At 41.8% G+C, this 25,441-nt stretch carries 26 protein-coding genes and 2 pseudogenes; 18 read left to right on the top strand and 10 right to left on the bottom strand.

Annotated features, from left to right (window positions below):
• Positions 1–122 precede the first annotated feature (122 nt).
• Complete coding sequence (locus tag HWQ40_RS25340; RefSeq protein WP_292783353.1) at positions 123–245, top strand: hypothetical protein; 123 nt, start codon at positions 123–125, stop codon at positions 243–245.
• A gap of 28 nt (positions 246–273) precedes the next feature.
• On the opposite strand, the gene HWQ40_RS25345 is transcribed toward HWQ40_RS25340, so the two are convergent.
• Positions 274–471 (bottom strand): NblA/ycf18 family protein, encoded by a 198-nt coding sequence (locus HWQ40_RS25345; RefSeq protein ID WP_194041722.1) that lies wholly within the window; start codon positions 469–471, stop codon positions 274–276.
• A gap of 265 nt (positions 472–736) precedes the next feature.
• On the opposite strand from HWQ40_RS25345, the gene HWQ40_RS25350 reads away from it, so the two are divergent.
• Complete coding sequence (locus HWQ40_RS25350) at positions 737–1,534, top strand: peroxiredoxin-like family protein (protein WP_292783356.1); 798 nt, start codon at positions 737–739, stop codon at positions 1,532–1,534.
• Between the two features lie 699 nt (positions 1,535–2,233).
• The gene (locus tag HWQ40_RS25355) at positions 2,234–2,650 is read left to right on the top strand and encodes a response regulator (RefSeq protein ID WP_292783358.1); all 417 of its coding nucleotides are present in this window, start codon (positions 2,234–2,236) and stop codon (positions 2,648–2,650) included.
• A gap of 6 nt (positions 2,651–2,656) precedes the next feature.
• Here HWQ40_RS25355 and HWQ40_RS25360 read toward each other — a convergent pair whose 3' ends face one another.
• A complete protein-coding gene (locus HWQ40_RS25360) occupies positions 2,657–3,049 on the bottom strand; it encodes a DUF6335 family protein (protein WP_292783360.1) in 393 nt (130 codons plus the stop codon).
• A 485-nt stretch (positions 3,050–3,534) separates the two neighbouring features.
• On the opposite strand from HWQ40_RS25360, the gene HWQ40_RS25365 reads away from it, so the two are divergent.
• The 14 genes and pseudogenes from HWQ40_RS25365 (at position 3,535) to HWQ40_RS25430 (ending at position 15,757) form a co-directional block, all read left to right on the top strand.
• Positions 3,535–4,632: a DJ-1/PfpI/YhbO family deglycase/protease gene (locus HWQ40_RS25365; RefSeq protein WP_292783362.1), complete on the top strand. Its 1,098-nt coding sequence runs from the start codon at positions 3,535–3,537 to the stop codon at positions 4,630–4,632.
• A gap of 136 nt (positions 4,633–4,768) precedes the next feature.
• On the top strand, positions 4,769–5,467 hold the full coding sequence (locus tag HWQ40_RS25370) for an SRPBCC family protein (protein WP_292783364.1): 699 nt from the start codon (positions 4,769–4,771) through the stop codon (positions 5,465–5,467).
• Between the two features lie 5 nt (positions 5,468–5,472).
• Positions 5,473–5,644 (top strand): annotated as a pseudogene (locus tag HWQ40_RS25375) (glutathione-dependent formaldehyde dehydrogenase); the annotation flags it as partial.
• A gap of 115 nt (positions 5,645–5,759) precedes the next feature.
• Positions 5,760–6,149 carry a hypothetical protein gene (locus HWQ40_RS25380; RefSeq protein ID WP_292783367.1) on the top strand — a complete coding sequence of 130 codons (390 nt, stop codon included), beginning with the start codon at positions 5,760–5,762 and terminating at the stop codon, positions 6,147–6,149.
• Positions 6,150–6,329: 180 nt separating this feature from the next.
• Positions 6,330–7,499 (top strand): zinc-dependent alcohol dehydrogenase, encoded by a 1,170-nt coding sequence (locus HWQ40_RS25385; protein ID WP_292783369.1) that lies wholly within the window; start codon positions 6,330–6,332, stop codon positions 7,497–7,499.
• Positions 7,500–7,619: 120 nt separating this feature from the next.
• The gene (locus HWQ40_RS25390; RefSeq protein WP_292783371.1) at positions 7,620–7,961 is read left to right on the top strand and encodes a cupin domain-containing protein; all 342 of its coding nucleotides are present in this window, start codon (positions 7,620–7,622) and stop codon (positions 7,959–7,961) included.
• A gap of 158 nt (positions 7,962–8,119) precedes the next feature.
• Complete coding sequence (locus HWQ40_RS25395) at positions 8,120–8,266, top strand: hypothetical protein (RefSeq protein ID WP_292783373.1); 147 nt, start codon at positions 8,120–8,122, stop codon at positions 8,264–8,266.
• Positions 8,267–8,361: 95 nt separating this feature from the next.
• Positions 8,362–9,933 carry a GMC family oxidoreductase N-terminal domain-containing protein gene (locus tag HWQ40_RS25400; RefSeq protein ID WP_292783375.1) on the top strand — a complete coding sequence of 524 codons (1,572 nt, stop codon included), beginning with the start codon at positions 8,362–8,364 and terminating at the stop codon, positions 9,931–9,933.
• A gap of 549 nt (positions 9,934–10,482) precedes the next feature.
• Positions 10,483–10,684, top strand: a pseudogene (locus HWQ40_RS25405) (hypothetical protein); the annotation flags it as partial.
• Positions 10,685–10,750: 66 nt separating this feature from the next.
• Positions 10,751–11,434: a DUF4142 domain-containing protein gene (locus HWQ40_RS25410; RefSeq protein ID WP_292783377.1), complete on the top strand. Its 684-nt coding sequence runs from the start codon at positions 10,751–10,753 to the stop codon at positions 11,432–11,434.
• Positions 11,435–11,704: 270 nt separating this feature from the next.
• Positions 11,705–11,854, top strand: a complete 150-nt coding sequence (locus HWQ40_RS25415) for a hypothetical protein (protein WP_292783379.1) — start codon at positions 11,705–11,707, stop codon at positions 11,852–11,854.
• 16 nt (positions 11,855–11,870) lie between these two features.
• The gene (locus HWQ40_RS25420) at positions 11,871–13,190 is read left to right on the top strand and encodes a Gfo/Idh/MocA family oxidoreductase (protein ID WP_292783381.1); all 1,320 of its coding nucleotides are present in this window, start codon (positions 11,871–11,873) and stop codon (positions 13,188–13,190) included.
• A 768-nt stretch (positions 13,191–13,958) separates the two neighbouring features.
• Entirely contained in the window at positions 13,959–15,116 is a 1,158-nt protein-coding gene (locus tag HWQ40_RS25425; RefSeq protein ID WP_292783384.1) for an XdhC/CoxI family protein, read from the top strand.
• Between the two features lie 5 nt (positions 15,117–15,121).
• Entirely contained in the window at positions 15,122–15,757 is a 636-nt protein-coding gene (locus tag HWQ40_RS25430; RefSeq protein WP_292783402.1) for a nucleotidyltransferase family protein, read from the top strand.
• 739 nt (positions 15,758–16,496) lie between these two features.
• Here HWQ40_RS25430 and HWQ40_RS25435 read toward each other — a convergent pair.
• The 8 genes from HWQ40_RS25435 to HWQ40_RS25470 all read right to left on the bottom strand — a co-directional run bounded on the left by HWQ40_RS25435 (position 16,497) and on the right by HWQ40_RS25470 (position 23,532).
• Entirely contained in the window at positions 16,497–16,907 is a 411-nt protein-coding gene (locus HWQ40_RS25435; protein ID WP_292783405.1) for a peptidoglycan-binding domain-containing protein, read from the bottom strand.
• Positions 16,908–17,261: 354 nt separating this feature from the next.
• On the bottom strand, positions 17,262–18,629 hold the full coding sequence (locus HWQ40_RS25440; RefSeq protein ID WP_292783407.1) for an NAD(P)/FAD-dependent oxidoreductase: 1,368 nt from the start codon (positions 18,627–18,629) through the stop codon (positions 17,262–17,264).
• 143 nt (positions 18,630–18,772) lie between these two features.
• Positions 18,773–19,018, bottom strand: a complete 246-nt coding sequence (locus HWQ40_RS25445) for a hypothetical protein (protein ID WP_292783410.1) — start codon at positions 19,016–19,018, stop codon at positions 18,773–18,775.
• A 39-nt stretch (positions 19,019–19,057) separates the two neighbouring features.
• Positions 19,058–19,723: a heme-copper oxidase subunit III gene (locus tag HWQ40_RS25450; RefSeq protein ID WP_292783413.1), complete on the bottom strand. Its 666-nt coding sequence runs from the start codon at positions 19,721–19,723 to the stop codon at positions 19,058–19,060.
• Positions 19,724–19,825: 102 nt separating this feature from the next.
• Positions 19,826–21,490 (bottom strand): cbb3-type cytochrome c oxidase subunit I, encoded by a 1,665-nt coding sequence (locus HWQ40_RS25455; protein ID WP_292783416.1) that lies wholly within the window; start codon positions 21,488–21,490, stop codon positions 19,826–19,828.
• Positions 21,480–22,403: a cytochrome c oxidase subunit II gene (locus tag HWQ40_RS25460; protein WP_292783419.1), complete on the bottom strand. Its 924-nt coding sequence runs from the start codon at positions 22,401–22,403 to the stop codon at positions 21,480–21,482. Before HWQ40_RS25460 ends, HWQ40_RS25455 begins: the two co-directional genes overlap by 11 nt.
• 32 nt (positions 22,404–22,435) lie before the next feature.
• On the bottom strand, positions 22,436–23,041 hold the full coding sequence (locus HWQ40_RS25465) for a DUF2231 domain-containing protein (RefSeq protein WP_292783422.1): 606 nt from the start codon (positions 23,039–23,041) through the stop codon (positions 22,436–22,438).
• Positions 23,038–23,532 (bottom strand): DUF2231 domain-containing protein, encoded by a 495-nt coding sequence (locus HWQ40_RS25470; RefSeq protein WP_292783425.1) that lies wholly within the window; start codon positions 23,530–23,532, stop codon positions 23,038–23,040. The genes HWQ40_RS25465 and HWQ40_RS25470 overlap by 4 nt, the downstream gene beginning before the upstream one ends.
• Positions 23,533–24,441: 909 nt before the next feature.
• On the opposite strand from HWQ40_RS25470, the gene HWQ40_RS25475 reads away from it, so the two are divergent.
• Positions 24,442–25,380: a cation diffusion facilitator family transporter gene (locus HWQ40_RS25475; protein ID WP_292783428.1), complete on the top strand. Its 939-nt coding sequence runs from the start codon at positions 24,442–24,444 to the stop codon at positions 25,378–25,380.
• The last annotated feature ends 61 nt before the right edge of the window (positions 25,381–25,441 follow it).

Genomic DNA, 25,441 nt, shown 5'->3' on the forward strand with positions numbered 1-25,441 from the left:
GGAGGAGCAGTCGATGGCTACTCCTCCTCCCACCCATAAGTTGTAGTAAATTTAACTTAGATTCAAATTTTTGGGTGCTTGAAGTCCCTTAATTTTGGACAATAGGGGATTGTTTAACTCGAATGAGTAGCGATGCCTACGGCAACTTCGTTCAGCGATCGCTAATCAATTACTGGTATATTCCAGCACTTTCACAAGCTTCCAGCGACATACCGTTTCTACCAATATTTCTTTGTCGCTGCTAAATTCAAAACATTTATTTGCTTGTATGCTTTAGCCCAATATTGAGTCTGAATCAAGTTCCCACTGATGTTTGAGCAATTCTTGGTAGGTTGTTTCCCGAATTATCATCTGCTTATAGAGCATAAGCAAAAACTCTTGAGCTTGTTCACGAGACATCTGCTGCACTTGGTCAGCAAAAGTTCTAAGGCTAAATTCTTGTTCTAAAGATAATGTAATGGGTTGATTCATCGCAGGGTAAATCGCCCAACTAGGCGAAAACTAAAGGGTCAGTGTTGGCAATCTTGAGAAGAAGCCTTCATATCTAGCTGCCGTTAGCAGTAATACACTCATCAAGCGACCTACTGGGTATTCCCTTACTTAGCGGTGTCAAACCTAAATATGAACTTCTGTTAACTAGTATAACAAAATATTTACAAAACTGAGATGATGGCATATTGATGCTTTAGTACATCCTGTGTCACTGATACCCCAAATATCCGAGTAATCATTTGTAATGAATCCTTACACTATCCTTAATCAGACCGGACTTCAGCGTGTTAGTGATGGCATGACCCGACCCCTACTAGAAAATTGCGAGACTGCCTCATATATCCTTATTTTAGTCTGGCCACAACTTGGGGATTTTGATAGTCTTGAATATGCGTGGTGGTTACAGCGCGAAGCTAAAAAATTGTCAGATGAAAAACTCGCTATTCGTGCAGTGGGAATTGGTAATCGCGCCTCTGGAATAAGATTCTGTGAATATACAGGATTTCCACCTGAAAATTTATTTGTTGAACCTAATGGAGAACTACATCACCAACTCAAACTTTATTCAGGTCTGAATCTTCCTCTAGCTGGACTTTCCCCTGCTCAGAAAGCTTGGCTAAATCTAGTGTTAATGTGTGCAGGGTTGGGAAGTCCTGGAACGCTAAGAGAAGTTTTTCGGGGATACACAGGAGATCGTCAAGCCCCTCAACTCATTGAAGATGATGAAATTATTCAAGGTACTCCTCTACCTGCTTTTCAAGGGTCGTTTTTCCAACTAGCTGGCGGAAGTGGGTTTCAACGTCCCTTTGAATTAGCTACTCTACGGCTACGGAATATGGTGGAAGTTCTCAGCAATTGGCATACTTATGTACCTAATTCTGCCTACTTAACTCAGCGTGGTGGAACTTTTCTGTTTGATACCAAAGGCCAGTTACTTTACGAACATCGAGATCCGGGAATTCTGGGCTTTGCTGCTAATATGAGTCAGCCCCTATCATTTTTATCCTTGATCGAAACGGATAGCTTTACCTCAACTCACTAGTACGCGACGGCGGAAATAGAGCAACCATTTAAAATCTTTAAAAAGCCCATTCCATAATACTTTTGACTTTTGACTTTTGACTTTTGACTTCCGCCTTGCGGTACTAGCTTCTCTGAATGCTACGCAGACTCGCTACCGCTACGCTATCCGTCAGTGATGCACTGAGCCTGTTGAAGTGTGTACAGAATTGAGAATGAATTCTGACTCCGGAATTCTGCTGAAAATCGAGATACAGCGTATTTCAGGTAAATAAAGTACACGGCTAGGGGCACAACATATTGTGCCCCTACGATTATCTGTACCTCACCTTGGCATAGCCTCTCGTAGAGAAGTTGCAATCTGCTGTAAGTGAGGACTTTCTAACGACGCTTGAATTTGATTTGTGCGAAGTGGTCTTCCAGTAGGAAAATAGATGAAGCAGTAGTAACCATCAAGCTATATGTTTGAAATTATGTTGTTAAATAATTTCTTGTTAAAAGAGCCTGCTTCGGTATCTCATCAACACTCCGAGCACATCAATCTACTTTTGTAAATCCAAAATCTGCTCTAAAAAAAGCTCTAATGGGTGTAAAAGTCATAATAATTCGTAATTGATAATGACGCTTGCGGGCTCGCTAACGTAATTCGTAGTTGTAATCACTGCTTGCTCTGTACTCTCTTAATTACGAATTACGAATATAGCAAGTAAGGATAAATCAAATGTCATTTATTATGCAAACTTCTGGAACTCTTACTGGTTTAGATATCTTGGTAGTTGAGGATGATGATGATACTCGCTTTTTTATCACTACTGTCTTGGAAATGGATGGAGCAACAGTTATAGCAGTGATATCAGCAGCAGATGCACGCAATGTATTGTCCGAATTGCAACCCGATGTTTTAATTAGTGATATCGGGTTGCCTGGGGAGGATGGCTACACTTTCATCTCCAAATTCCGTGCGCTTAAACCAAATAATGTTGGACGAGTCCCGGCTATTGCTTTAACAGCCTTTGCTGATAGTGAGGCTCGTATCCGTGCCTTGGAAGCTGGCTTTGACACTCATATATCTAAACCGATCGCTCCAGAAGAACTAGTGGAGATAGTGGCTAATTTGGTTGCTGGCTGTAATTGGTAATTATTCTCATCGGTCTTGATAATCTTCAGAAGACTTTGGATCTAACTCCCAGCGATCGCCATCACGATCCTCTAAAATATCGTTGGTATGCAGAAACTCAGAATCAGCCATTTCTAGCCCCACTGCTGCTTCTAAATCCTCAGTTACATTTTGATCGGGAGTGGAAGTACTACCACCAACTGCTTCATCTCCAACTGCATCTGCATCTTGCCAATAAGCATCAACATCCCCACCAGTCAGTTTCGGACTAGTTTCTGTGTACTCGTCTCTTTCATCCTGCATGGAGCGTCCGCCAATATTGTATCCCGGCAAGTCTTTTACACCAGTACCGTAGGATTCGGTAATCTCTTGTGGCAAATCATTACTTTTAATTTTGTCATTATGATTTTTTTCTGCCATGATACTAGCCCTTTTCTGCATTCTCACAATAACGTTTTCTTGTCAGCAATTTGTCTAACTAGAGGTGTATAACTTATAAAATAATCTATCCCCTGGGTACGACGCTAAACTAGCGATTACGCCATAAGATTGTAGCTATGAATTCATGGTCAAGGAACTTGTAGTTGAAGTTATGAGTTAGAAGTTATCAACCCGAAATTATTCATTAGCGAACTTCTAACTCATAACTGTTTTTTGTTCGACAAAAATAGGTTAACAAAAATAAATTTTTAAGTTTAGCATTTAAACTTAGTATTCATATTTCTAATTATTTAAATGCTAAACAATGGAATATTCAAGAATTATCTGAGTAACGGAGGCAGACAATGAGGATAAGTAATTCAAAATTATTTATTCAGTAAAAAGTTTGGCTGTTTAACTGTCTTCATCGATAAATATTGTTGTAACTAGTTAAAAACTAGAGAAATAAAAACGTAACACCATTTATGACTGAACATAACAATCACTCCGGCAATAAAAAAGTCGCTATCCTTATTGAACAAGCAGTAGAGGATGCAGAATTTACAGTTCCATATAATGGATTCAAACAAGCAGGAATGGAGGTAGTAGTCCTTGGTTCCCGAATGAATGAAAAATATCAGGGTAAACGCGGCAAACTTAGTATACAAGCCGACGGTACCACAACGGAAGCGATCGCAGCCGAATTTGATGCAGTAATCATTCCTGGCGGTATGGCTCCTGACAAAATGCGGCGGAATCTTAATACAGTACGTTTCGTACAAGAGGCTATCCAACAAGGAAAATTAGTCGCTGCGGTTTGCCACGGCCCACAAGTTTTGATTGAAGGCGACTTGCTCAAAGGCAAACAAGTTACTGGGTTTAGCGCTATTGCCAAGGATATAACTAACGCTGGCGCAAATTATTTAGATGAGCCGTTGGTGGTTGACGGAAATTTGATTACATCTCGTGAACCCGGAGACTTGGCAATTTTCACCACAGCTATTTTGAGCCGTTTGGGTTATGGTGGCAAAGATGCTGCATTACCAAATGAGAAAGACACAGGCGCTGAATGGTGGAAACTGGCTGATGCTTGGGGTGGCTCAACTAAAGGTGATATCAGCAAAGGTTTAAATGTTGCCCTTACTGGTGAACGTTATTCGCTAGAAGCTTTTGAGAAGTACTTGGAAAAGGAATCTGATAGCGAAGTTAAATCGCTTTTTCAACAAATAATTAGTAATAAACAACGCCACATTGAAAAACTGGAAACCTATCTTCAGCGATTAGGCGAGAAACCCTCTTTAGGCGCAAATATTGCTAATCAGTATGCCAAGGTGAAGACTGCCTTAACAGGAAGTGATGACATATATCAGTTACGTTCCGCTTTGGGGGATGTGCAAACGGGTATTGGCGATATAGGTAATTTGTCTGCCACGTTTACTGACCCAGTAGCAACTGCTATTTTCAAACAAATTTACCAGGATTTATTGAAATCTGAACAGCAATTAGTAGAGTTGTATAAAGGGCGGACAACCGCTCAGGTTCAGCCTCCTAAGCCGACGACTGGGGCAGCTATATCAATGTAACAAACTGTAACAAACTGATTTAAACATCTGGTTAAAAAGAATGTGTAGAGATGTAGCAGTCCTACGTCTCTACAAAAGTTCTGGATAACGCATATTTAATTTCTGGAGTTATCTACTGTAATGGAGAAATAAAAAAGTGGCTTCGACATCAGACGATAAACTAAGTACCAGTCAGGGTGAAGCTAGTGAAGTAGAGCGTTGGGCATCTCTTATCGGTGGCGGTGCTATGGTGCTGATGGGTTTAAAGCGAGGTTCTTTGCGGGGAGCGCTGACGGCTTTGGCTGGTGGTGGTTTGATTTATCAAGGCGCAACTAAACAAAGTACAATCCAGCAAGCACAGGAAGCAATAGGGATAAATCAACCGATCAAAGTTGAAAAGACGGTAACAATTAATAAATCGGCAGAAGAATTGTATCGTTTTTGGCATAACTTTGAGAATTTGCCCACCTTTATGAAGCATCTCAAGTCTGTCAAAGTGTATAACGAAAAACGTTCTCATTGGATTGCCAATGCACCCTTGGGTAACAGTGTGGAATGGGATGCAGATATTCTCGAAGATCGGGAAAATGAGTTTATTTCTTGGGCTTCTGTCGAAGGTGCAGATGTTGATAATTCTGGTTTTGTCCGCTTCAAAAAAGCACCAGGCGATCGCGGCACAGAAGTAAAGATTGTCTTGGAGTATAACCCACCAGGTGGAGCATTGGCTGCTACCGTAGCTAAACTTTTCGGTGAAGAACCAGAACAGCAAATTGGTGATGAATTGCGCCGCTTCAAGATGCTAATGGAAGCAGGCGAAATTGCCACCACCGAAGGTCAATCAAGTGGACGCAAGTAGTTTCCATGATTAGCGCCAAAAAAGGGATTGATCGCGATCGCTTTCCCAAACGCCTGAAAATGGCGAAAAAGTTTGCCAAAGCAGAAGTGATTAACTTACGAAGAAGTTAATGCTGGCGAAGCGTTGAAACAGATAACTGGTGGCTATGGCATCGATGCTGTTGGTATAGAAGTCCATCACATTTTTCAACAAAAAAAGGATAACTCTATCAAAGTTATTCTTAAACCTGAATGGTGAACAGTCATTTAAGGTTTTGAATTGTACACCCAACATAATGCAATTGAGGTTTTTTATGAATCGAGTAATTTCATGGCTACGAAATATTCGCATTTCTCAAATCGTTGTAGTTTTCCTCGTAGGATTTATGTTCTTACTGGGTCAGGCTTTTAGCTACACTAACATAGCACTGGCTGACGTTAAAACTCCAGAGGGTACTTATTACAAAGGAACACCAAATGAGCAAGGTGAAATTAGAAACGATACCCAAATCAATAATACCCAAAAATCACAAAACCCAATCAAAAGCACTGTTGATAATATCCGCGAAAAGTTAAACTTGGATGAAAAACCTCCTGAAGCAACAAAAGAGTTTTTTGATCCTACTACAAACAGAACCGGAGATGAAACTTCATCATTTACTAAAAGTAGAGAAGGTTATTATCGGACTCCTTCTAGCAACTAACTGATAGGTAGCAGCTAGACAGTTAACAAATTTTGGGTCGAGATTGTTGACTCATATATTGTTGAATAACTTTTTAGCGGTTACTGAGACGCGATAGTTATCGCGTCTCAAAATCAAGTTAAATTTAGTATTTATCTTGATATGAATGCTCCAGAAATTATAACTAAGGACTAAATAATTATGAAAGCAGTTTGCTGGCATGGAGCAAATGATGTGCGGGTAGAAACGGTTCCTGACCCCAAAATTCTTAACCCGCGTGATGCGATTATTAAAATTACTTCCACAGCAATTTGTGGATCTGATTTGCATATTTACAATGGCTACATCCCTTCAATGGAAAAGGGTGACATCCTTGGCCATGAATTCATGGGGGAAGTTGTAGAACTTGGAAGTGCAGTTAAAAATGTGAATATAGGCGATCGCGTGGTTGTTCCCTTCACCATCTCCTGCGGTAACTGCTTTTTCTGCAATCGGGATTTATGGTCGTTGTGCGATAACTCTAACCCCAATGGTTGGTTAGTAGAAAAGCAAATGGGCTATTCGCCATCAGGTCTATTTGGCTACTCTCATTTATTCGGCGGTTATGCTGGTGGTCAAGCAGAGTATGCACGAGTGCCCTTTGCCGATGTCGGCTTGTTCAAAATCCCCGATGGTTTAACGGATGAGCAAGTACTATTTTTAACAGACATTTTCCCCACAGGCTATATGGCAGCTGAGAACTGCAACATCCAACCCGGTGATATTGTCGCCGTTTGGGGTTGTGGTCCTGTCGGACAATTTGCTATCAGAAGCGCATATATGCTAGGTGCAGAACGTGTAATCGCCTTTGACCGCATTCCCGAACGTCTGCAAATGGCTAAAGAATACGGCAAAGCTGAAGTTCTCAACTACGAAGAAGTAGATGTAGGCGAAGCACTCAAAGAAATGACTGGTGGTCGTGGCCCCGATGCTTGCATTGATGCAGTGGGAATGGAAGCACATGGCACAGATTTTATGGCGATGTACGATCAGGTAAAGCAAGCAGTACGTCTAGAAACAGACCGTCCAACGGCATTACGACAAGTAATTGTGTCTTGTCGGAAAGGTGGTCACGTATCAATTCCGGGTGTATATGGTGGCTTCGTAGATAAAGTGCCGATGGGTGCTGCGATGAACAAGGGCCTAACCTTGAAAATGGGACAAACACACGTCCACAAGTATCTAAAACCTTTGCTAGAACACATCCAAAACGGTGATATCGATCCAACATTTATCATTACTCACAGCTTACCTCTAGAACAAGCGCCCCACGGCTACGAAATTTTTAAGGAGAAGAAAGATAACTGCATCAAAGTTGTACTCAAACCTTAATGGGGAGTGAAGATGAGGGAGATGAGGGAGATGAGGGAGATGAGGGAGACTAGGAAAATAACCTATGCCCAATGCCCAATGCCCAATTTCCAAAGTTAAAACTATAAAGAGGCAAAAAATATGTCTGATACAACCGTTAACAAAGTAGACTCTAGTCATTCTCCAAAAGGCCAACTTGGTCAAAAATATCTTGCATCTGGCAAAAGTATTTCCATGCGTCTGTGGGAAAATGAACAACCGAACGAATCTAAAGAGCCAACAGCACGAGAATATGAAACTGTTGGTTATGTAATCAATGGTCGTGCAGAATTACATATTGAAGGGCAAACGATTTTACTAGAACCTGGGAGTTCTTGGATAGTACCAAAAGGAGCCAGCCACACTTATAAAATTCTAGAATCATTTACTGCTGTTGAAGCAACCAGTCCACCCGCTCAAGTTCACGGGCGAGATGAAAACTGATTTGCAATTATTTGAAATTTGGCGATCGCTAAAAACTTATAGCCACTTTCAATAACATAGACTATAAAGCGGAATGGCACTAAGAAAAGCTATAAGGTTTGCGGAATAAGGACTACAGCTTTAATTCCCTCTTCCGTAGTAATGGCATGATTCAGGCGATGCCTTCTCTTCTCCTGTCGGAGACGCTGCGCGAACGAGAGGCTTCGCCAACGGCAACATCTTCTCTTCGAGACGCTGCGCGAACGACGAACACACCAGTGCTGGCGATTGCCATGACTTTGAATTGGTGTTACATCAGAGGTTGAGCAATACACGCTCTCAAAGCTGCTCTTGAAAGTCAAGAATAATTGTGGTATTGGGTAAATGATATTACACAGCAAAACGTTCTTGGTTCAGGGGAATGGTAATTAAAAACCAATATGACTACATTGTGATTGGTGCAGGTTCGGCAGGCTGCGTTGTCGCCAACCGTCTGACAGAAGAACCTGAAACCACTGTGTTGTTACTCGAAGCAGGTAAAGAGGATACAAAACCGGAGATTCAAATCCCGTCGGAATGTACAAACCTACCAGGCTCCGAGGTGGACTGGGGCTATTTCTCTGAACCAGAACCCTACCTCAATAACCGCAAAATCTTTTGTCCCCGTGGCAAAGTCTTGGGCGGCAGCAGTTCGATTAATTTCATGACTTATATTCGAGGCAATTATCACGATTATAACCACTGGAGGGAATTGGGGAATCCCGGTTGGAGTTACCAGGATATATTGCCCTATTTCAAAAAATCTGAGAACCAGCAACGAGGTGTTTCCGAATACCACGGTGTAGATGGCGAGTTGAGCGTGACCGATGTCATTTCCCCATCTGCAATATCCCAACGATTTGTAGATGCATGTGTGACAATGGGTTATGACGAAAATCCTGATTTCAACGGAATGCAGCAGTCAGGTGCGGGACCTTTTCAGGTGACTATCAAGGATGGTAAACGACACAGTACTGCTGCTGCATTCCTGGTGCCAATTCTCAAGCGTCCCAATTTGACAACAATGACTGGAGCGTTAGTGACTCGGTTGCTTTTTGAGGGAACTTGCACTGTTGGGGTGGAATATCTGCACGAGAGCATACTGCACCAGGTCAGGGTCAACAAAGAGGTGATTTTAAGTGCTGGCGCGTTCGATTCGCCCAAACTGCTGATGCTTTCCGGCATTGGCAATGCAGAGTACCTGCAAGCAATGGGAATTCCGGTCGTTGTTGATTTACCAGGTGTCGGACAAAACCTCCAAGACCACGTTTGCGTTCCTGTGCCATACGAGGCGACTCAGGATTTACACAGTAATGGCATCGCTGAAACTGGATTGTTTTTGCATAGCGAGGGTCATCTAGACGCTGCGCCAGATTTAGAGCTGATCTTCGCTCCCATTTTGAGGGTACCTCCTAGCTATCCCAACTCTGGTTTAGGTTTCACGGGTATAATCGTTTTGACTCATCCCCAAAACGTTGGCAGTATCAGTTTGCGCTCATCTGATCCCAAAGATACACCAATGATTTGGCTGAACTATCTGCAAAGTCAATCCGATGTGCAAAAGCTAGTTGACGGGATTAAATTAATACGCAAATTGTTTCATACTAGTGCCTTTGATGAGTTTCGAGGCAGAGAAGTTGCGCCTGGTGCCGATGTGACTAGCGATGAAGCACTCGTTGCTTACATCCGAGAAGTTTGCGGTACTGTGTATCATCCTATCGGCACCTGCAAAATGGGAACTGACCCAATGGCGGTTGTAGACCCCGAACTACGGGTACATGGGGTTAAAGGGTTGCGTGTCGTCGATGCCTCAATTATGCCAACTTTAATCACGGGACATACGAACGCGCCGACAATTATGATCGGCGAAAAAGCAGCCGATTTAATTAAAGCCACTCTTCGCGTTTCACAGCAAGTAACTTTCAAGAAACACATTGGGTGGGGTAAGAAATAGGAATTTGACTTTTCACGGGATATGGAAAAGACAAAGTAGTTCGCGAATATTGGGGCTTTGTTGGCGAATTCTTTGAAGTCAAAATTAGACAGCTATTGCTGCGAAGCGAGAAATACTCTTGCCAAAATTATTAGCTTGGATCCACCATTGCCAAACTATTGTTACAGAGAAGCAAGCTACGCATCTTGTTTGCTGTTGGTGCAGCTCTCATAAAGAAGTTCAAATCACTAAATAAAGCATATTTAGTGTGGTGTTTCACTGTTTATATTCTGATGACTGACGCCTTAATTCTATTTTGAGAATTATAGATAAGACTTATGGCATAAATCTTCTGATAGAGAGACATAACAAGATGAAATTGTATTCTATTAACAATGTCTTTTTAGAGAAAATGCTTGTAAGAAAGTATGGTTTATTCAACAGGTTTCTCTAGGTGCAACCCATGATGGCAAATTGACTGCTCTGCGACACGCCGGGACTTCACAGACTTCAACTTTCGATGAATTTATCGAAGCGCGTGCAGATGCCAAGCCTGGAGACGAACAAAAGAATGTACCAGTGAATGCAGACGTTCCTGATATTGAGGTATTGTTTGTGGATGAACACGATCCACATATCAACCCGCTTGGGTGTCAAGGGAATTGGTGAAATTGGGATTACCGCAACTGCGGCGGCGATCGCTAACGCTGTCTATCATGCCACGGGTAAGCGTGTCCGCGATTTGCCAATTACCTTAGACAAACTTTTGTAGACATGGCGATCGCGCTTATTTTTCATTCAACGTTTCAAAATATAGCTTTATCCAAGGAGAACAATTATGTCCAACTTCAAAATATATTCTACTGGTATAGTAGCGATCGCCTTGTCTCTGGCAACTGGTTGCACACCAACTACGCCCCATGACGACAATATATCTGAAGCTCCACCTGCTCAATCTGTGCAAACGACAGAGAGTCCATCTCCAACTGCATCACCAACTACACCAGGGCAAAATAGCCTCAGTTATTCAGACAGACAGTTTATCAATGAAGCTGCTCAAGGTGGTTTAGCAGAAGTCCAACTAGGACAACTAGCATCACAACGTGGAGCTAGCAATGCGGTAAAACAGTATGGACAGCGTATGGTTCAAGATCATACCCTGGTAAACAATCAACTCAAACAGTTGGCGACTCAAAAAGGTGTAACCCTGCCAACTCGTCTCGACAGAAAAAATAAGCAAATCCAGCAAAGCTTATCCAAACTTTCTGGTGCTAAATTTGATCGCCAATATTTGAATCATATGCTTCAAGATCATGAAAAGGATGTCTCTGCATTTCAAACTGAAGCTGAACAGGGACAAGATCCAGAAGTGAAAGCATTTGCGGCTCAAAGTCTACCAATCCTCCAAGAACACCTGCAACAGGTTCGTTCCCTTGTTAATTCTGGAAGTTCAACTAGCACCTCCACTCCAACTAGCACCTCCACTCCAACTAGCACCTCCACTCCAACTAGTACTCCCTAATATCATGTCCGGGTAATTAGTTACAAAGTGTAGCTTTGGCTCTTGAGGGTTGACCAGAGGCAGAGCATCTGGGAATGAGATGACAACGCATCATGAGCGTCCATAAAAGCTTCGGCAGTATGGCTTGGGGTTTTCCCCGAAGTTATGCTGCCCTGGATCTGGGGAGGTTGGGGAAAAGGAGTCTAATATCAGCGTTGCATGAAGGAATTAGATAATTTATTTCTTGGAGTCCTCTAAGTAAAGTTTTGCGTAAAAGCGTAGTGTTTTTAATTGCAAAGAAAGGTATTAGCATTGTTAGGCGACACAATGGCATTGTCAGGCGACACAATGGCATTGTTAGGCAACACAATGGCATTGCAGGGTATTCCTAAATTGAATTTGCTACAAATTGCTGTACTCAATCCAAAATTTCATCATTAAGAATTAAGAAACCACGATGCCTGAATTGTTTAAAGGAAAAATTTCTCGCCGTCAGATTCTGACTACAGGTGGGTTAGGAGCCATTTCAGCCGCCGCAATTGGTAGTATGGGCGAAGAGGTTACTGCTCAACAACCAACTGGGCAAGCAACCCCACGCGGAGGCCCGTTACCGCCTCAGATTGAGTTTCCACCCATCTCAGAAAAAACTGAGGTTGAGACAGGGGGGCCACCAACTGCATTACCTCCAGAGCGACGCTTAGGATTTGCGATCGTTGGACTTGGCAGACTGACATTAGAAGAAATCATGCCTGCGTTTGCAGAATGTAAACTAGCAAAGCCAACTGCATTAGTTAGTGGTGATGCTGCTAAAGCCAATCAAGTTGCACAGCAGTATGGCATTAAACCGCAAAACGTCTACAACTATCAGAATTACGACAATCTCCGCAACAATCCAGACGTTGATGTGATTTATATTGTACTGCCTAACAGTATGCACCGGGAATATACGGTGCGTGGTGCGAAAGCTGGGAAGCACATTCTGTGTGAAAAGCCAATGGCAACCACAGTCGAAGATGCTCAACAGATGATCGACGCGTGCAAACAAGCCGATCGCAAGCTGATGATTGCTTATCGCTGCCAATATGAGCCACACCATCGTGCCATGATTCAGATGATCCGTAGCAAAGAATTGGGAACTGTGAAGGTGATTCAGGCAGATAACGGACAAAACCAGGGAGGTGACTTAAATCAATGGCGATTGAAACGCGCCTTAGCTGGAGGTGGCTCTTTACCGGATGTGGGAATTTATTGCTTGAATGCAACTCGTTATTTAACAGGAGAGGAACCGATCGCAATTAGCGCCCAAATCTTCAGCACTCCTGGCGATCCTCGCTTCAAAGAAGTTGAAGAAAGTGTCACCTTCCAGCTGCGGTTTCCCAGTGGGATACTAGGGATTTGCTCCACTAGCTACGGCTTCCACGAAGCGCGTCGATTCCGCGTTTTCGGCTCTGATGCTTGGGCGCAACTCGATCCGGGGTTTTCCTATAACGGTTTGCGGATGATGATTTCGCGCAAATCGCCCACCAATAGCATGGCAGAAAACATCAGCGAAGTGCGGATAGGTGAGAAAAATCAGTTTGCCTTAGAAATCGATCACATGGCAGATTGTGTGATTCAAAACAAGCAACCTCATACCCCTGGTGAAGAAGGTTTGCAAGACCAAAGACTAATAACCGTGATTTACGAAGCCGCACAAACAGGCAAAACGATCGCTCTACCTCGTGTGTCATCAGGATTGGATGTCACTCGTGGCCCTGCTCCTCGAATGCTGAAGTGATACATGCATACCGCAGTTATGACAACCTCTACTTAGAGTCCGCTCCGTAAATCTTTGTTTTGCGATCGCTCAATTGCCTCAATTGTTTCCAACATTGGGGGTTGCATGAACCACAAGATACTAAAAAAAGATGAACCTGAGTTAATTTGCCCAAGCAGCGGCGTCTCAGTGTTCATCTAGATGGTGATTTATTCATTGTCTAAAAAAACACATAATGTTTCATCCACCACACAACAGAAAATTATCTAGTTTTGCGGGTGGTTGAGAGTATTCACTGTAGTTACGAAAAATCAGTATTCCGTGCTAATTCTAATGATAGATAAATGACTCAAGTTGACAACTATCCCGTGGGGCATGATTTCAGCGGTATTTTCGCTTATCTTGAGTAGTACAACACTGCGATGCCTGCGGTGGTTAACAATGCACCTCATACCATTTCACGAAATACTTGATACAAATAATTTGTTTCTAACTCTTTCCCCCTGCTCCTCGGTCACTGAGCATAGCCGTACCCCTACGGGGAAGCAAGCTACGCGCAGCGTCTCGTAGAGAAGTGCTGCTCCCCTGCTGCCTATTTGTATCAACCTAAAAGTGAAATGGTATCAGTTTAATGCATATACTGCAATCATTAATGGGCGGCAAAGAGACTTGTGTTTGACACTAGCAGCGATGCACAATCGCACAGGATGGCACAGTCATCACATTGTTTTCATTGGGACTGCTTGCTCAAGCTGACAAACTGCTAGAAACAGAAAAATAAACAATCAAATGAACGAATTACAAGCAATTTTAGAAGGCTTCGAGTCAAGTCAAAAAAGTGGTGAAATGACTTTTATTGCGACTGTAGTTAAGACTCAAGGTTCAACCTATCGCCGATCGGGTGCTAAAATGCTGATGACAAATACAGGTCGGACTATCGGAACAATCAGTGCCGGTTGCTTGGAGAACGATGTATTTGAGCATACTCAACAACGAATGTCAGACGGTGAACCAATTGTTGTTACTTACGATAGTACCGCCTCCGAAGATATTCTTTGGGGCTTTGGTTTGGGGTGCAATGGGATAGTGCAAGTTCTCATCGAACGTCTTGAGGGAGAAAGCACACCAAATGCGATCGCTTTTATACAGGAGTGTTTTCATAAAAAACATTTGGGTATTATTGCTACAGTCTTTGCCTTTGAAGGCACAGTCAAGGTCAAACTTGGGTCGCGCCTCCTGCTGTATCCTGATGGTAAAATTATCACTGACATCAAAGATCCAAATTTAATTCAATCTCTGCTTGCAGATAGTCAAGCAGCCTTTGCTAATCAAAAGTCAAGGGTAAACAACTATCAGTTACGTTTAGGCAGTGCTGAAGTTTTCATCGAAGTCATCCAACCACCCAGATCTTTAATAATATTTGGTGCAGGTTATGATGCTGTACCCGTAGCCCAGTTTGCTCAAGCATTAGGTTGGGACGTTACTATAGTCGATTGTCGAGCTAATGAGGCAACTAGAGCACGATTTCCTATGCCTTGTAATGTTATTCTTAGTCTGCGAGAAATTGTACATAAACAGATATTTATAAATGCCCACACAGTTGCTGTAGTGATGACGCATAATTACCTTGACGACCTAGAAATTTTGAAAATGTTGCTGCCATCTCCTACACCCTACATAGGGGTTTTAGGCCCAAAGCTGCGTACTGAAAGATTGCTTGAAGATTTACATCTGCAAGGAATAGATTATACTACTGAACAATTAAAAAGATTGCATGGCCCAATTGGGATTGACATTGGAGCAGATACACCTGAAGAAATAGCGATCGCGATTATTGCGGAAATTCAAGCAGTGCTAACAAACTGCAATGGTAATTTTTTAAGAAATCGCAATCAACCGATTCACCAACGTTATGAAAGCAACTCAAACTTGCTACTTACCACATAGTTTTTATGACTGCTATAGACAACGAGAAATCAACCATAGCCATTATGATTCTTGCTGCTGGTGCATCTACTAGGATGGGTACACCGAAACAACTATTGCTTTACCAAGGGCGTAGTTTTTTAAAATATATTACAGAAATAGCGCTCGCTTCAGTTTGTCAACCTGTGGTAGTAGTACTTGGAGCCAATGCAGAACAGATTCATCCCCAAATTAAACAACTTCCTGTTAAAGTAGTTAAGAATTTGGATTGGGCTTGTGGAATGAGTACTTCAATCAAGAGTGGTATTGAATTGTTAAATAATCTTCCGCAAAAAATAGAAGCAGTAGTTATTACACTTGGCGACCAGCCATTTGTTTCTCCCCAAATTATTAATCAACTTGTTGATGCATATTATTCGACAAAAAAATCGATTATTGCTTGTGAATATGGGAATACATTAGGTGTACCTGCTCTATTTAATCAGACATTTTTTTCAGAACTTGCTGCTTTAAAAGAAACTTCAGGAGCAAAAAAAGTTATTAATAATAACCTCAATGAAGTTTTTTCTATTCCGTTTCCACTAGGGGATATGGATATTGATACACCAAAGGATTACGAACAATTGCTATCAATTACTAGAGGAATTTCTGGCGTATCTTGAAGAAGATACAGAATTCAGAATCAATTAGTCGGGTATAGGTGCAGGAAGCAAGCTACAGACCATTGGTGTCAACTTAACGCTAAACCCGCTTGGTGAAAACGTTTTGCCCTCACCCTCAGCCCCTCTCCCAAGAGAGCTACGGTGTACACACAAGTCGAATTACCCCCCTTAATCCCCCCGATATATTGGGGGGAAATAGGAAATTTGGTTCCCTCCCCTTTATAAGGGGAGGGTTAGGGTGGGGTAAAACCTTGGTTAATCAACTATTTCAGACTTGTGTGTAAACCGTAGCCCAAGAGAGGGGAGCTAGACATTCAATTCCCCTTCTCCCTTGGGAGAAGGAGTTAGGGGATGAGGGGGTGAGAGATTTGCAAAACGCCTGTCTGATATAGTTTTCGGCTTAAGTTGACACGTATGGCTACAGACCCACCACTAGGAAGGTTGACTACCAAATTGTTAAATTTTTGACGCTGAAACAAATATACATTATTTATTAATACGCTTGAGTTAAGCAAAGTACAACCCAACAAAGCCCCAGAAATGTTGGGTTTCGTTCCTCAAACGCTACTTGCTATCGGCAGGGAACGTTAAAAGCGAATAAATCGGGAAACCGCAAAGACGCAATGGCTCCCCGACCTACGCAGATAGAAAAAGTTGGTTTAGTATTTTAAGACTAGAATTTATTTTCTAGCCTTTTGTCTTTAAAGCATTTCAGCAATGAGGATATTAGTAAACTATTTTATTTAAGAGCTGCTAAAGTCCGGCGTCCAATTATTCCGTCTGCTCTTAATCCTTTAGACTTCTGAAATTTGATCACCGCTGCACGAGTCTTATTATCAAACACACCATTCACACTTGCTGTATAGAATCCTTGCTGTTTTAAAGAATTCTGAGCAGTTTTCACTGTCTCTCCTCTGCTGCCTACTGTCAGTACACTACCAGTACTACGCTTTGCCAAATGATTAGACTTGTGCTTGGCATTAAGCTTTGGTACAGCATTAGCTTTTTTCATGGTGTTGCCTTGCTGAGTACTTTGGGCAATGTGGGTAGCAGTAGCCGGATTTTGGCTTTTATTATTAGTTAAAGAGTAAGCAGGCACAGCAGTAGCTAAAGTCAAAGCAGGGAGCAAAGCAAGTACTTTCCAATTCATCTTCTTGTTCCTTCCAACTGTATGAGATTTTGCAATTTCTATTTGAAGAGTCATCTTCATAAGGGACTGTGCTTAAGTGATTCTCCTCTGTAGATTCTGGTGTGTGGGTTTAGTCTGAGACTATTTCCGAAGCCAGAGCTATAGCATCACACATCGTATTGACAAAGCTATTGCGAAATTGTGACAAAAGCATGACTAAATAGACCTCTTGCACGAATGTAAAACTAGCCCTCATCTCCCAAGTGTGGGAGAAGGGGAGCCAATTTTAAAGTCCATTTCAAAGTCTCTCTCCTTTGGGAGAGGGATTTAGGATGAGGGCTTTTGATTTATGCAAGAAGTCTAGATTACTAATCCCTAGTCTCTTTTATCTTCCGAACCCAACATTTTCAATAATTTTCTGGCAGCTAAAACGCCCATAACTCCTGCACCAACTACTTCCACTGCTTGGACAACTTTTTTGCCTACATCATGAGGGTCAAGGTGGTGATGAAAAATCTCTTCATCCACCCATTCAGTTGTTGCTTTAAAGTCATGAATTGGTGTTGGCAATAGCGTTAAATAAGTGCCTTGACGAATTAAATGCCCGGATTCCCCTGCAACTTCAAAAATATTGAAAAGGTTAGCGGCAGCATCATTTAACCCCAATTTTAAGAGAGTTCCGCGTAGATTTACCTTTGCTGGTTTGAGGTCTTCACCTAAAGCTAATGCTTTCAAATTTTGGGCAATATTAGCTCCTTGCTGATAAGCAACTTGGGCTGTTGGCGGTAGTGATTTATCCTCAACTGCTACACAATCTCCGCCTGCAAATACTTCTGGAAAGTCGAGTAGTTGCATTGTCGGAGTAACTAGGAGGCGGTTATGACGATCCCGATGTTCTTGGGAAATTGGTAAATCTTTAATTAGTGGGTGAATAGAAGTACCAGCTGTCCAGATTGTGGTGTATGTTGGCAATGTCTCAATTTGCTCATTGCGCTTATATTCAATGGCGTTAACATGAATAGTAGTGGCTTCTGCTCCCGTAAGTATTTCAATTGGGATCGTGCGTTTTTGTAATTCTTTCTCAGCAATTGGGCGCAGAGGATCGTTAATATCACCATTAAGGATTTCTTTACCGTGATTGAGCAATACCACCCGGATTTCATCAGAATTTCCTCCCATAGCGGTATACCAATGTGGGAGTAAATCAGCTAAAGTGGCTGCCATTTCAACACCACTTGCACCACCACCAACTACAACTACTGTTAGCAGTTGACGACGTTGTTCTGGATCTTCAGTTTTGATTGCTTTTTGTAAACAGTCGCCTAAATGCCGATCGAGAGCGATCGCATCTGCTTCTGTCCAAAAAGGAAAAGCGTATTCTTTAGCACCTTCAAGATGATGATAACCAGTAACACTACCCAAAGCTAATACTAAGTTACTGTAGTTGTATGAGTTTCCCGAAGCTAATTTGACTTGTTGTTGATGTAAGTCTATCGATTCCACTGCATCTTGAACAAAGATGACACCACTGCCTTTAAGCAATTCTGCAAAACGCGGTACTACTTGAAAAGCATCCATCTCGCCACTGAAATATTCGTAGAGTAATGGCTTAAAGCAAAAGCTTTCATTTCGATCGATCAAAATTACAGAGCGAGGATAATGTTCGTGAGCTAGGTGTAAGGCTGTAAATAAGCCGGTGAAGCCACCACCGACAATCACAGTTTGGTAAACTGGGCTGTTCATAAAATATCTCCAAAGTATTGTCAAATCATGATTTTGCCAGGATGTTAAGCATTTAAATCAGATTTTTTGCCTCACATAGAGGTGCAAGAAAAGAGTCAAAATTAAGACTTTTACAAAAATACAAATGACCAATGACAAATCTGCTATATAAATAAAAATAACGCAATTAAAATGACACTAAGAAACAAAGCGAAACCAATAGCGTATTCGACTCTGCGACTAAAAAATCCCACAGCAGCAATTAGAGCGATCGCTAGCCCAATAATGCCAATATATTGCTCTTTTTGTAAACCTTGTGCAATGAGTGGATCTTTACCTGGTGCGGGAGTTTCTTGAACTGCTTTTGGGGCGAGTTCTGATGCTGGTAGTTCTTGCAATAATAAGTTCATCAAATTACTCCTGAAAATACTTGGTTAACTGAAAGATTTTTATGCCCGCCAAAGGTAGATAAGCGAGAAAAGGAAGACCCAAACTACATCAACAAAGTGCCAAAATAGAGTAGTCGCACTTGTACCGAAGTGAGTTTTATTATAATTGCCTGGAATGAATGAGCGAATCAGCATAATTATCTGAAGCACAACACCAGCCAGAACGTGTAGACCGTGGAAACCTGTCAGCAAATAGAATGTAGAACCAACTAATCCTGTAGTAATCTTGAAATCAAGATTTTTCCACTCAATTAATAGACCAATTAAAAAGTAGGTTCCCATTGCGATCGTTATCAGCCAGAGCCAGCGAAATTTTCTGAGTTGATTTCGTTTGAGGGCATTTTCTGCTGGTTGAATCACAAAGCTGCTAGAAAGCAAAACTACCGTATTAATAATCACGAGTTTAGATAATTCTGGGCCAGAAATACCGGGTGGTAGCCAGTTAGTAGTATTCAGTCGTAGAGCAACATAAGTAAAGATAAAACTCAAAAAAATGATACTTTCCGACAACAGAAACACAGTAAATCCGAACATTCCTTTGCCATGATGATCTTCATGACTTCCGCCACCACTTGGCAGAAAGCGCTGTAACCAATTCGGTAAGCGTCGCCGCCACCGATCAAAACGGATCGGACTTTCATCTATATGAATGTTGCCACGTTGCATGATTTTGGAAATTGGGAATTAAGAATTGGGAATTGGGGATTGGGCATTGGGCATTGGGCATTGAAGAATTTATAACTATATCTCCTTCCCAGTCCCCAGTCCCTACCGATTTGACTCACCATTATCAGAATTTTCCACAAATGAATATTTTGGATCGCCATAGTCGTAAGGAGGTCTGTTGACAACAGGAATCTCTTCAAAGTTATCTCGCGGAGGTGGTGAGGAAGTTGTCCATTCCAATCCTGTAGCGTGCCAGGGATTATCAACTGCTCTGGCTCCATATAGCCAAGAACCGACAATGTTAGCAATAAAGGGCAGCGTAGATGCTCCCAGTAAGAACGATCCCAGGCTAGCGATGACGTTCCATCCCTGATACTGGGGATCGTAGGAGGAAATTCGGCGTAGCATCCCTTGTAAACCTAATGGGTGCATGGAGAAAAAGGTGATATTGGCAGGAATAAAGGTCAACCAGAAATGCAGCTTCCCCCAACCCTCGGCGTACATCCTGCCAGTTATTTTGGGAAACCAGAAGTAAATTCCGGCAAAGATTGCCATTGTAATAGTATTAAAAACAATGTAGTGGAAGTGACCCACGACAAAGTAAGTATTATTGACGTGGATATCAAATGGCGTGGCGGCAAGCATCACACCTGTGACACCGCCAAAAATAAACATCACTGCACCTCCCATCGCAAATAACATTGGTGTCTCTAAGTGCAACTTGCTCCTCCAGATTGTGGCAGTCCAAGCAAATGCTTTAACACCAGTAGGTATGGCAACTAACATCGAGGTGGCCATGAAAGTCATCCGCATCCAGCCGGGGGTCGCACTGGTGAACATGTGATGCACCCAAACGAAAATGCTCACTACAGCAATACCCAAAGAAGCAAGAGCAACTGACCGATAACCAAATAGGGGATTGCGAGAAAAGGCTGGCAGAACTTCCGCAATAATACCGAAGGCTGGTAGCGCCATGATATACACTGCGGGATGAGAGTAGAACCAGAATAAATGTTGGTAAATTATCGGGTCGCCGTTTCCTTCAGGTTTAAAAAATTGTGTACCGAAGGAGAGGTCAAGTAACAGCAGTATCAATGCACCCGTCAAGGCTGGTAAGTTAATTAGCTGCAACAACTGGGCACTGAGAACTGACCACACAAACACGGGCATTCGGAAAAATGTCATCCCTGGCGATCGCATCCAAAAGATAGTGGTAACAAAGTTGACAGCCCCCATAATTGAAGAGATGCCGATTAGTACTAGGCTAACTATCCAAATAAATTGACCGTTAATCAACTGATCGCCTGGAACTTGCAGACTAACTGGTGGATAAGACCACCAACCAGCTTGTGCAGTCCCGTTAGGTAGCAAAAAGCTAGACAGTAGTAGCAGACCGGCTGGTGGTAAAATCCAAAAAGAGATGGCATTGAGCAGGGGAAAAGACATATCCCGCGCTCCAATCATCAGGGGTACTAAGTAGTTAGAAAGACCTGCATTGAAGGGAATAACCCACAGGAAAATCATGATTGTCCCGTGCATGGTGAATAAACCATTGTAGAGGGGGCGGTCAACTAAATTTGCTTCCGGGGTGAGCAACTCCGCACGGATGATCATCGCCAACAGCCCGCCGAGAAGAAAGAAAATGAAGGTCATCACCATGTACTGAACACCGATTACCTTATGGTCGGTGCTGAAGCTGAAATATTGCCGCCAGCCATTCTGAGGTTCTCTATCCCTGGCTATAGCTTCACTCAAATCATGTGTCATTATTTATTTTCCTTTGATTGGCTACAGCAGGTTGAGCAGGTGTGACGTTGTGCCAGCCGCTTCTGAATAATGTCTTTGGTGGTTGGATATTTTCGGCAACTGCCTGATTTTGAGCGAAACTGCGATCGCTAGATACCGTTTGCGCGAGCCATTGATTATACTTATCAAGGGATTCAACGTATACATCTGCCTCCATCAAGGCAAAGTAAGTACCACTGAATTGAGAATCTTTCAGTCGATATTTACCTGGGCGAATGGGTGTTAGTACAATGTCAATCTTCCGCCCTGGAACAATATCCTGTTTTAAGCGAAACTCAGGAACATAGAAACCGTGGATTACATCTTGTGCTTGCATATTTAAGCGAGTACTGCGATTGTTCGGTAAGTGTAATTCCTTACTGGTAATATTATTTGGATAGTGGAAAGACCAATCCCATTGCTTAACGAAAACATCAATTGTTTCAGATGCAGGTTTGGGGACATCGCTAACGGTTGCAGCGTAGGCGGGTGCAGATTCTAAGGGCGCGTGCAAATGCACAATTTGGTTTAGACCGAGAATATTTAATTGCTGATAAATATTGAAGCTTTGGAAGGCAATCCATATTACTAACAGAGTTGGGGTAGCTGTCCATAATATTTCCAGCCTCGCATCACCTCTAGAAGGGTGTCCTTCGCTGTAGTCTTCTGGGCGGGCGCGATGGAAGGCGATCGCATACACAATAACACCAACCAGCCCCAGCAAGATAAATGCTCCAATTGAGACTAAAAAGCTAAATAAATCATCTACCCGTTGTGCTTCTGCTGTCGCCTGGGGAGGCATCCAAGAAAACGCCTGTTGTCCAATCCATCGACTGACAATTAGCAGCCCTGCGACATAAAACGCTATTAGTACATATTCAAAAAAACTAAACATAATAATCTCATGTAAGAGTGCTTCTTGCTTGATTATTTGGGTAGTAAATTTGGGTTTTTACCTTCTTGGAGTAACTTCGCAGCAGTAACGTGAATTCCAAACTCTTCTCCCAATTGCGCTCCCAAAGTTCCGTGGACAAACAAGATGCCCAATATTGCAATACCTGCTAACAAGTAACTCCACTGCACCTGCCTAGAAGCATCCTTGCGCCAGCGATAGCGTTGCAAACCTCTCCATACTGTCATAGCTGCGATCGCTCCCAACAGCAAAACGCCACCCAAACCATGCAAAAGCATTGTCCAACCAGCAGTTAACCCCCAAGCGCTCTTTTGATCGATTGGTGGATTTGCTAGCAGTAGCTCGAAAAAACCAGCTGCAACGGTGAAAAAGGTGATCAAAGCTGCTCCAATGAGGTTATACCAGCCGACATCAAAAAAACCAGAACGAAGGGCAGGCAAACCCAAAAATTTGAAGATTGGTTTTTCTAAAGCAAAAAGCGCTCCTGCGATATCAAAAATAATAGCAAGAATGAACAAACCCAATGTTAGATGCACCAGTTGCGGATGTATTGGAATCTCATAAGGTAATCCGTTAGCATTCAGCCTCAATCTCAACTGGTCAATGAGTTGCCAGTTCATGGCGAAACTCCCTGCTTCATTGCTTGCACAACTGGCTCAATGTGTAACCCATACACCCAAACTAGCTTGCTCCCTAAATAGATTTGCAAGCACACTAAGCAGACTAAAAAGGTTGCAGCACCAAGGTAAGCAGGTGGTACTTTCCGTGGAGTGCGTTTGCGAATCACGAAACGCCAAGCTGTAATGCCAACAACAATAGCCGCCAGCGACCAACCCATCACCGTATGAAAATTTAGTGTTGGTTGGACTGCTGGGTAGATGTTCGCCAGACCTGCTTCAAACTGACCAAGAATCACCGCTAAAAAGATAGCTGCTGAGGCCACAAACATATTCCAGAAACTCACCTCAAATAACCGCACGTTGCTGGTGAAATAGCCCAGCACATCGCACACAAAAGAAAAAAGCACCATCGCAATTACGAAATGGACAATGATGGGGTGCAGAGGGTCAGGGTATGGTAAATTTTGGTTATTCAGAGACAGAGCAGGCATCGTTTTCTCCTTCATGGGTCTAAATATGTAGATGCGTGTATAGAATTGCCATCCGTTTAACGTATCATTCATATTTTCAAGAATACTGTGTTAACGTCACAGATCAACCAATTAAAAAACGTTGATAATTTACGATGCACTGAAATTTTTCAAGTAGCTTTTGAAATAGAAAAATACATATTTACTATTTTTCATTAATTATTTTTTCCAAATGTCAAACCCCACTAAAATAACTATATTTCTGCTTAATATCATATATTGTTTGGCATTTAAAAGAACTAAAAAATGGTTATTTTTATTAGATGGGATTGATAATAGCCAATCTAATCAGACGCTTTAGAGGCGGCTAAAAAGTCTTTAACGTCTTCTCTTATATGGTTCTCTTATTTAGGTCATCTTAGATTTTGGATTGATTAACTAAAAAATTTACTTTAACCAATAACCCAACTTGCTTTGAATATACCATAAATTTTTCTGGAGATTGATATAAGCTTTAAAATTACATTTTTACAAATCTTAAACAGAAAAACATATTATTGTCACATAAATGACAAATAATTTAAATATTTTTTAGTAAAAAATATGCTATTTATCTTTCTCTAGATAGATTAGAAAAATACTAAAGATTTTTAAAATAATAAAAAAGCAAAAATTTTTTAATCAGATATTTTACTGATTTGACAATTTAAATCATCAGGATAATACTATGGCCAAAAAGCAAAAATATCATGAAGGTCTTGCAAATCTTTAGATATTCACAACGAATACAATGTTAATCCTGGTTTGATAACAATCAACGATTAAATTTGGCTGTAGGAGAAGTTTTGGCACAATGTCGAACCAACCCAATGGGAAGTTACCCATCTGGATGGTGAATTAGAAGTTTCTGCATAATTATTATTTACTCTCATGGCATCTGATTCATCTCATAAAACTATATTTGCAGCGATGGGCGCTAACTTAGCGATCGCTATTACTAAATTTATCGCTGCCTCCATTACTGGCAGTTCCGCCATGATATCTGAAGGAATTCATTCGGTAGTAGATACTGGCGATCAACTAGTACTTTTGCTGGGAATTCGTAGAAGCCAAAAGCCAGCAGATGATAGCCATCCCTTTGGTTACGGTCAAGAACTTTATTTCTGGACTTTCATCGTTGCTATCCTAATCTTTGCCCTTGGCGGCGGGATGTCAATTTATGAAGGAATCACTCATTTAATTAAACCTAGCCCTTTAGAAAACCCAATGTGGAATTATATTGTGTTAGGTATGGCAATATTATTGGAGGGTTTTTCTTGGACTGTAGCTTTAAAAGAGTTTTTGCCGACCAAGGGTAAACAAAATTTCTGGCAAGCAATCAAAAACAGTAAAGATCCCACAGTATTTACAATATTATTTGAGGATACTGCTGCAATTTTAGGTTTATTCGTTGCCTTAATCGGAATCTTCTTAGGACATTTATTTAATAATGTTTATTTTGATGGCATTGCCTCGATTATTATTGGCATTATCTTGGCTATAGTAGCAGTGGTACTAGCGAGAGAAAGTAAAGGATTGTTACTTGGTGAAAGTGCTAATCCTCAAACTATAACCAATATCCGCTCTCTGTCAAAAACAGAACCAGGAGTGCAAGAAGTTGTACGTGTACTAACAATGCAGCTTGCTCCACAGGAAGTATTGCTTAACTTAGAAATTCAATTTTCTAAAAATCTGACAGGTGAGGAAATAGCCTTAACTGTAGAAAGTTTAGAAGTAAAAATTCGCCAAAAGCATCCTGAAATCAAACAAATTTTTATTGAAGCAAAATCCTTAACTGCCGCTCGCAAATTTTCGCCAACTTCTGAATAAATTTTTAGTCACACAAATATCAAACACAGCATTTTCAAAATGCACTCAAAGCTTATCACTA

Source organism: Nostoc sp. NMS9, assembly GCF_017114995.1.
Classification (GTDB): Bacteria; Cyanobacteriota; Cyanobacteriia; order Cyanobacteriales; family Nostocaceae; genus Nostoc.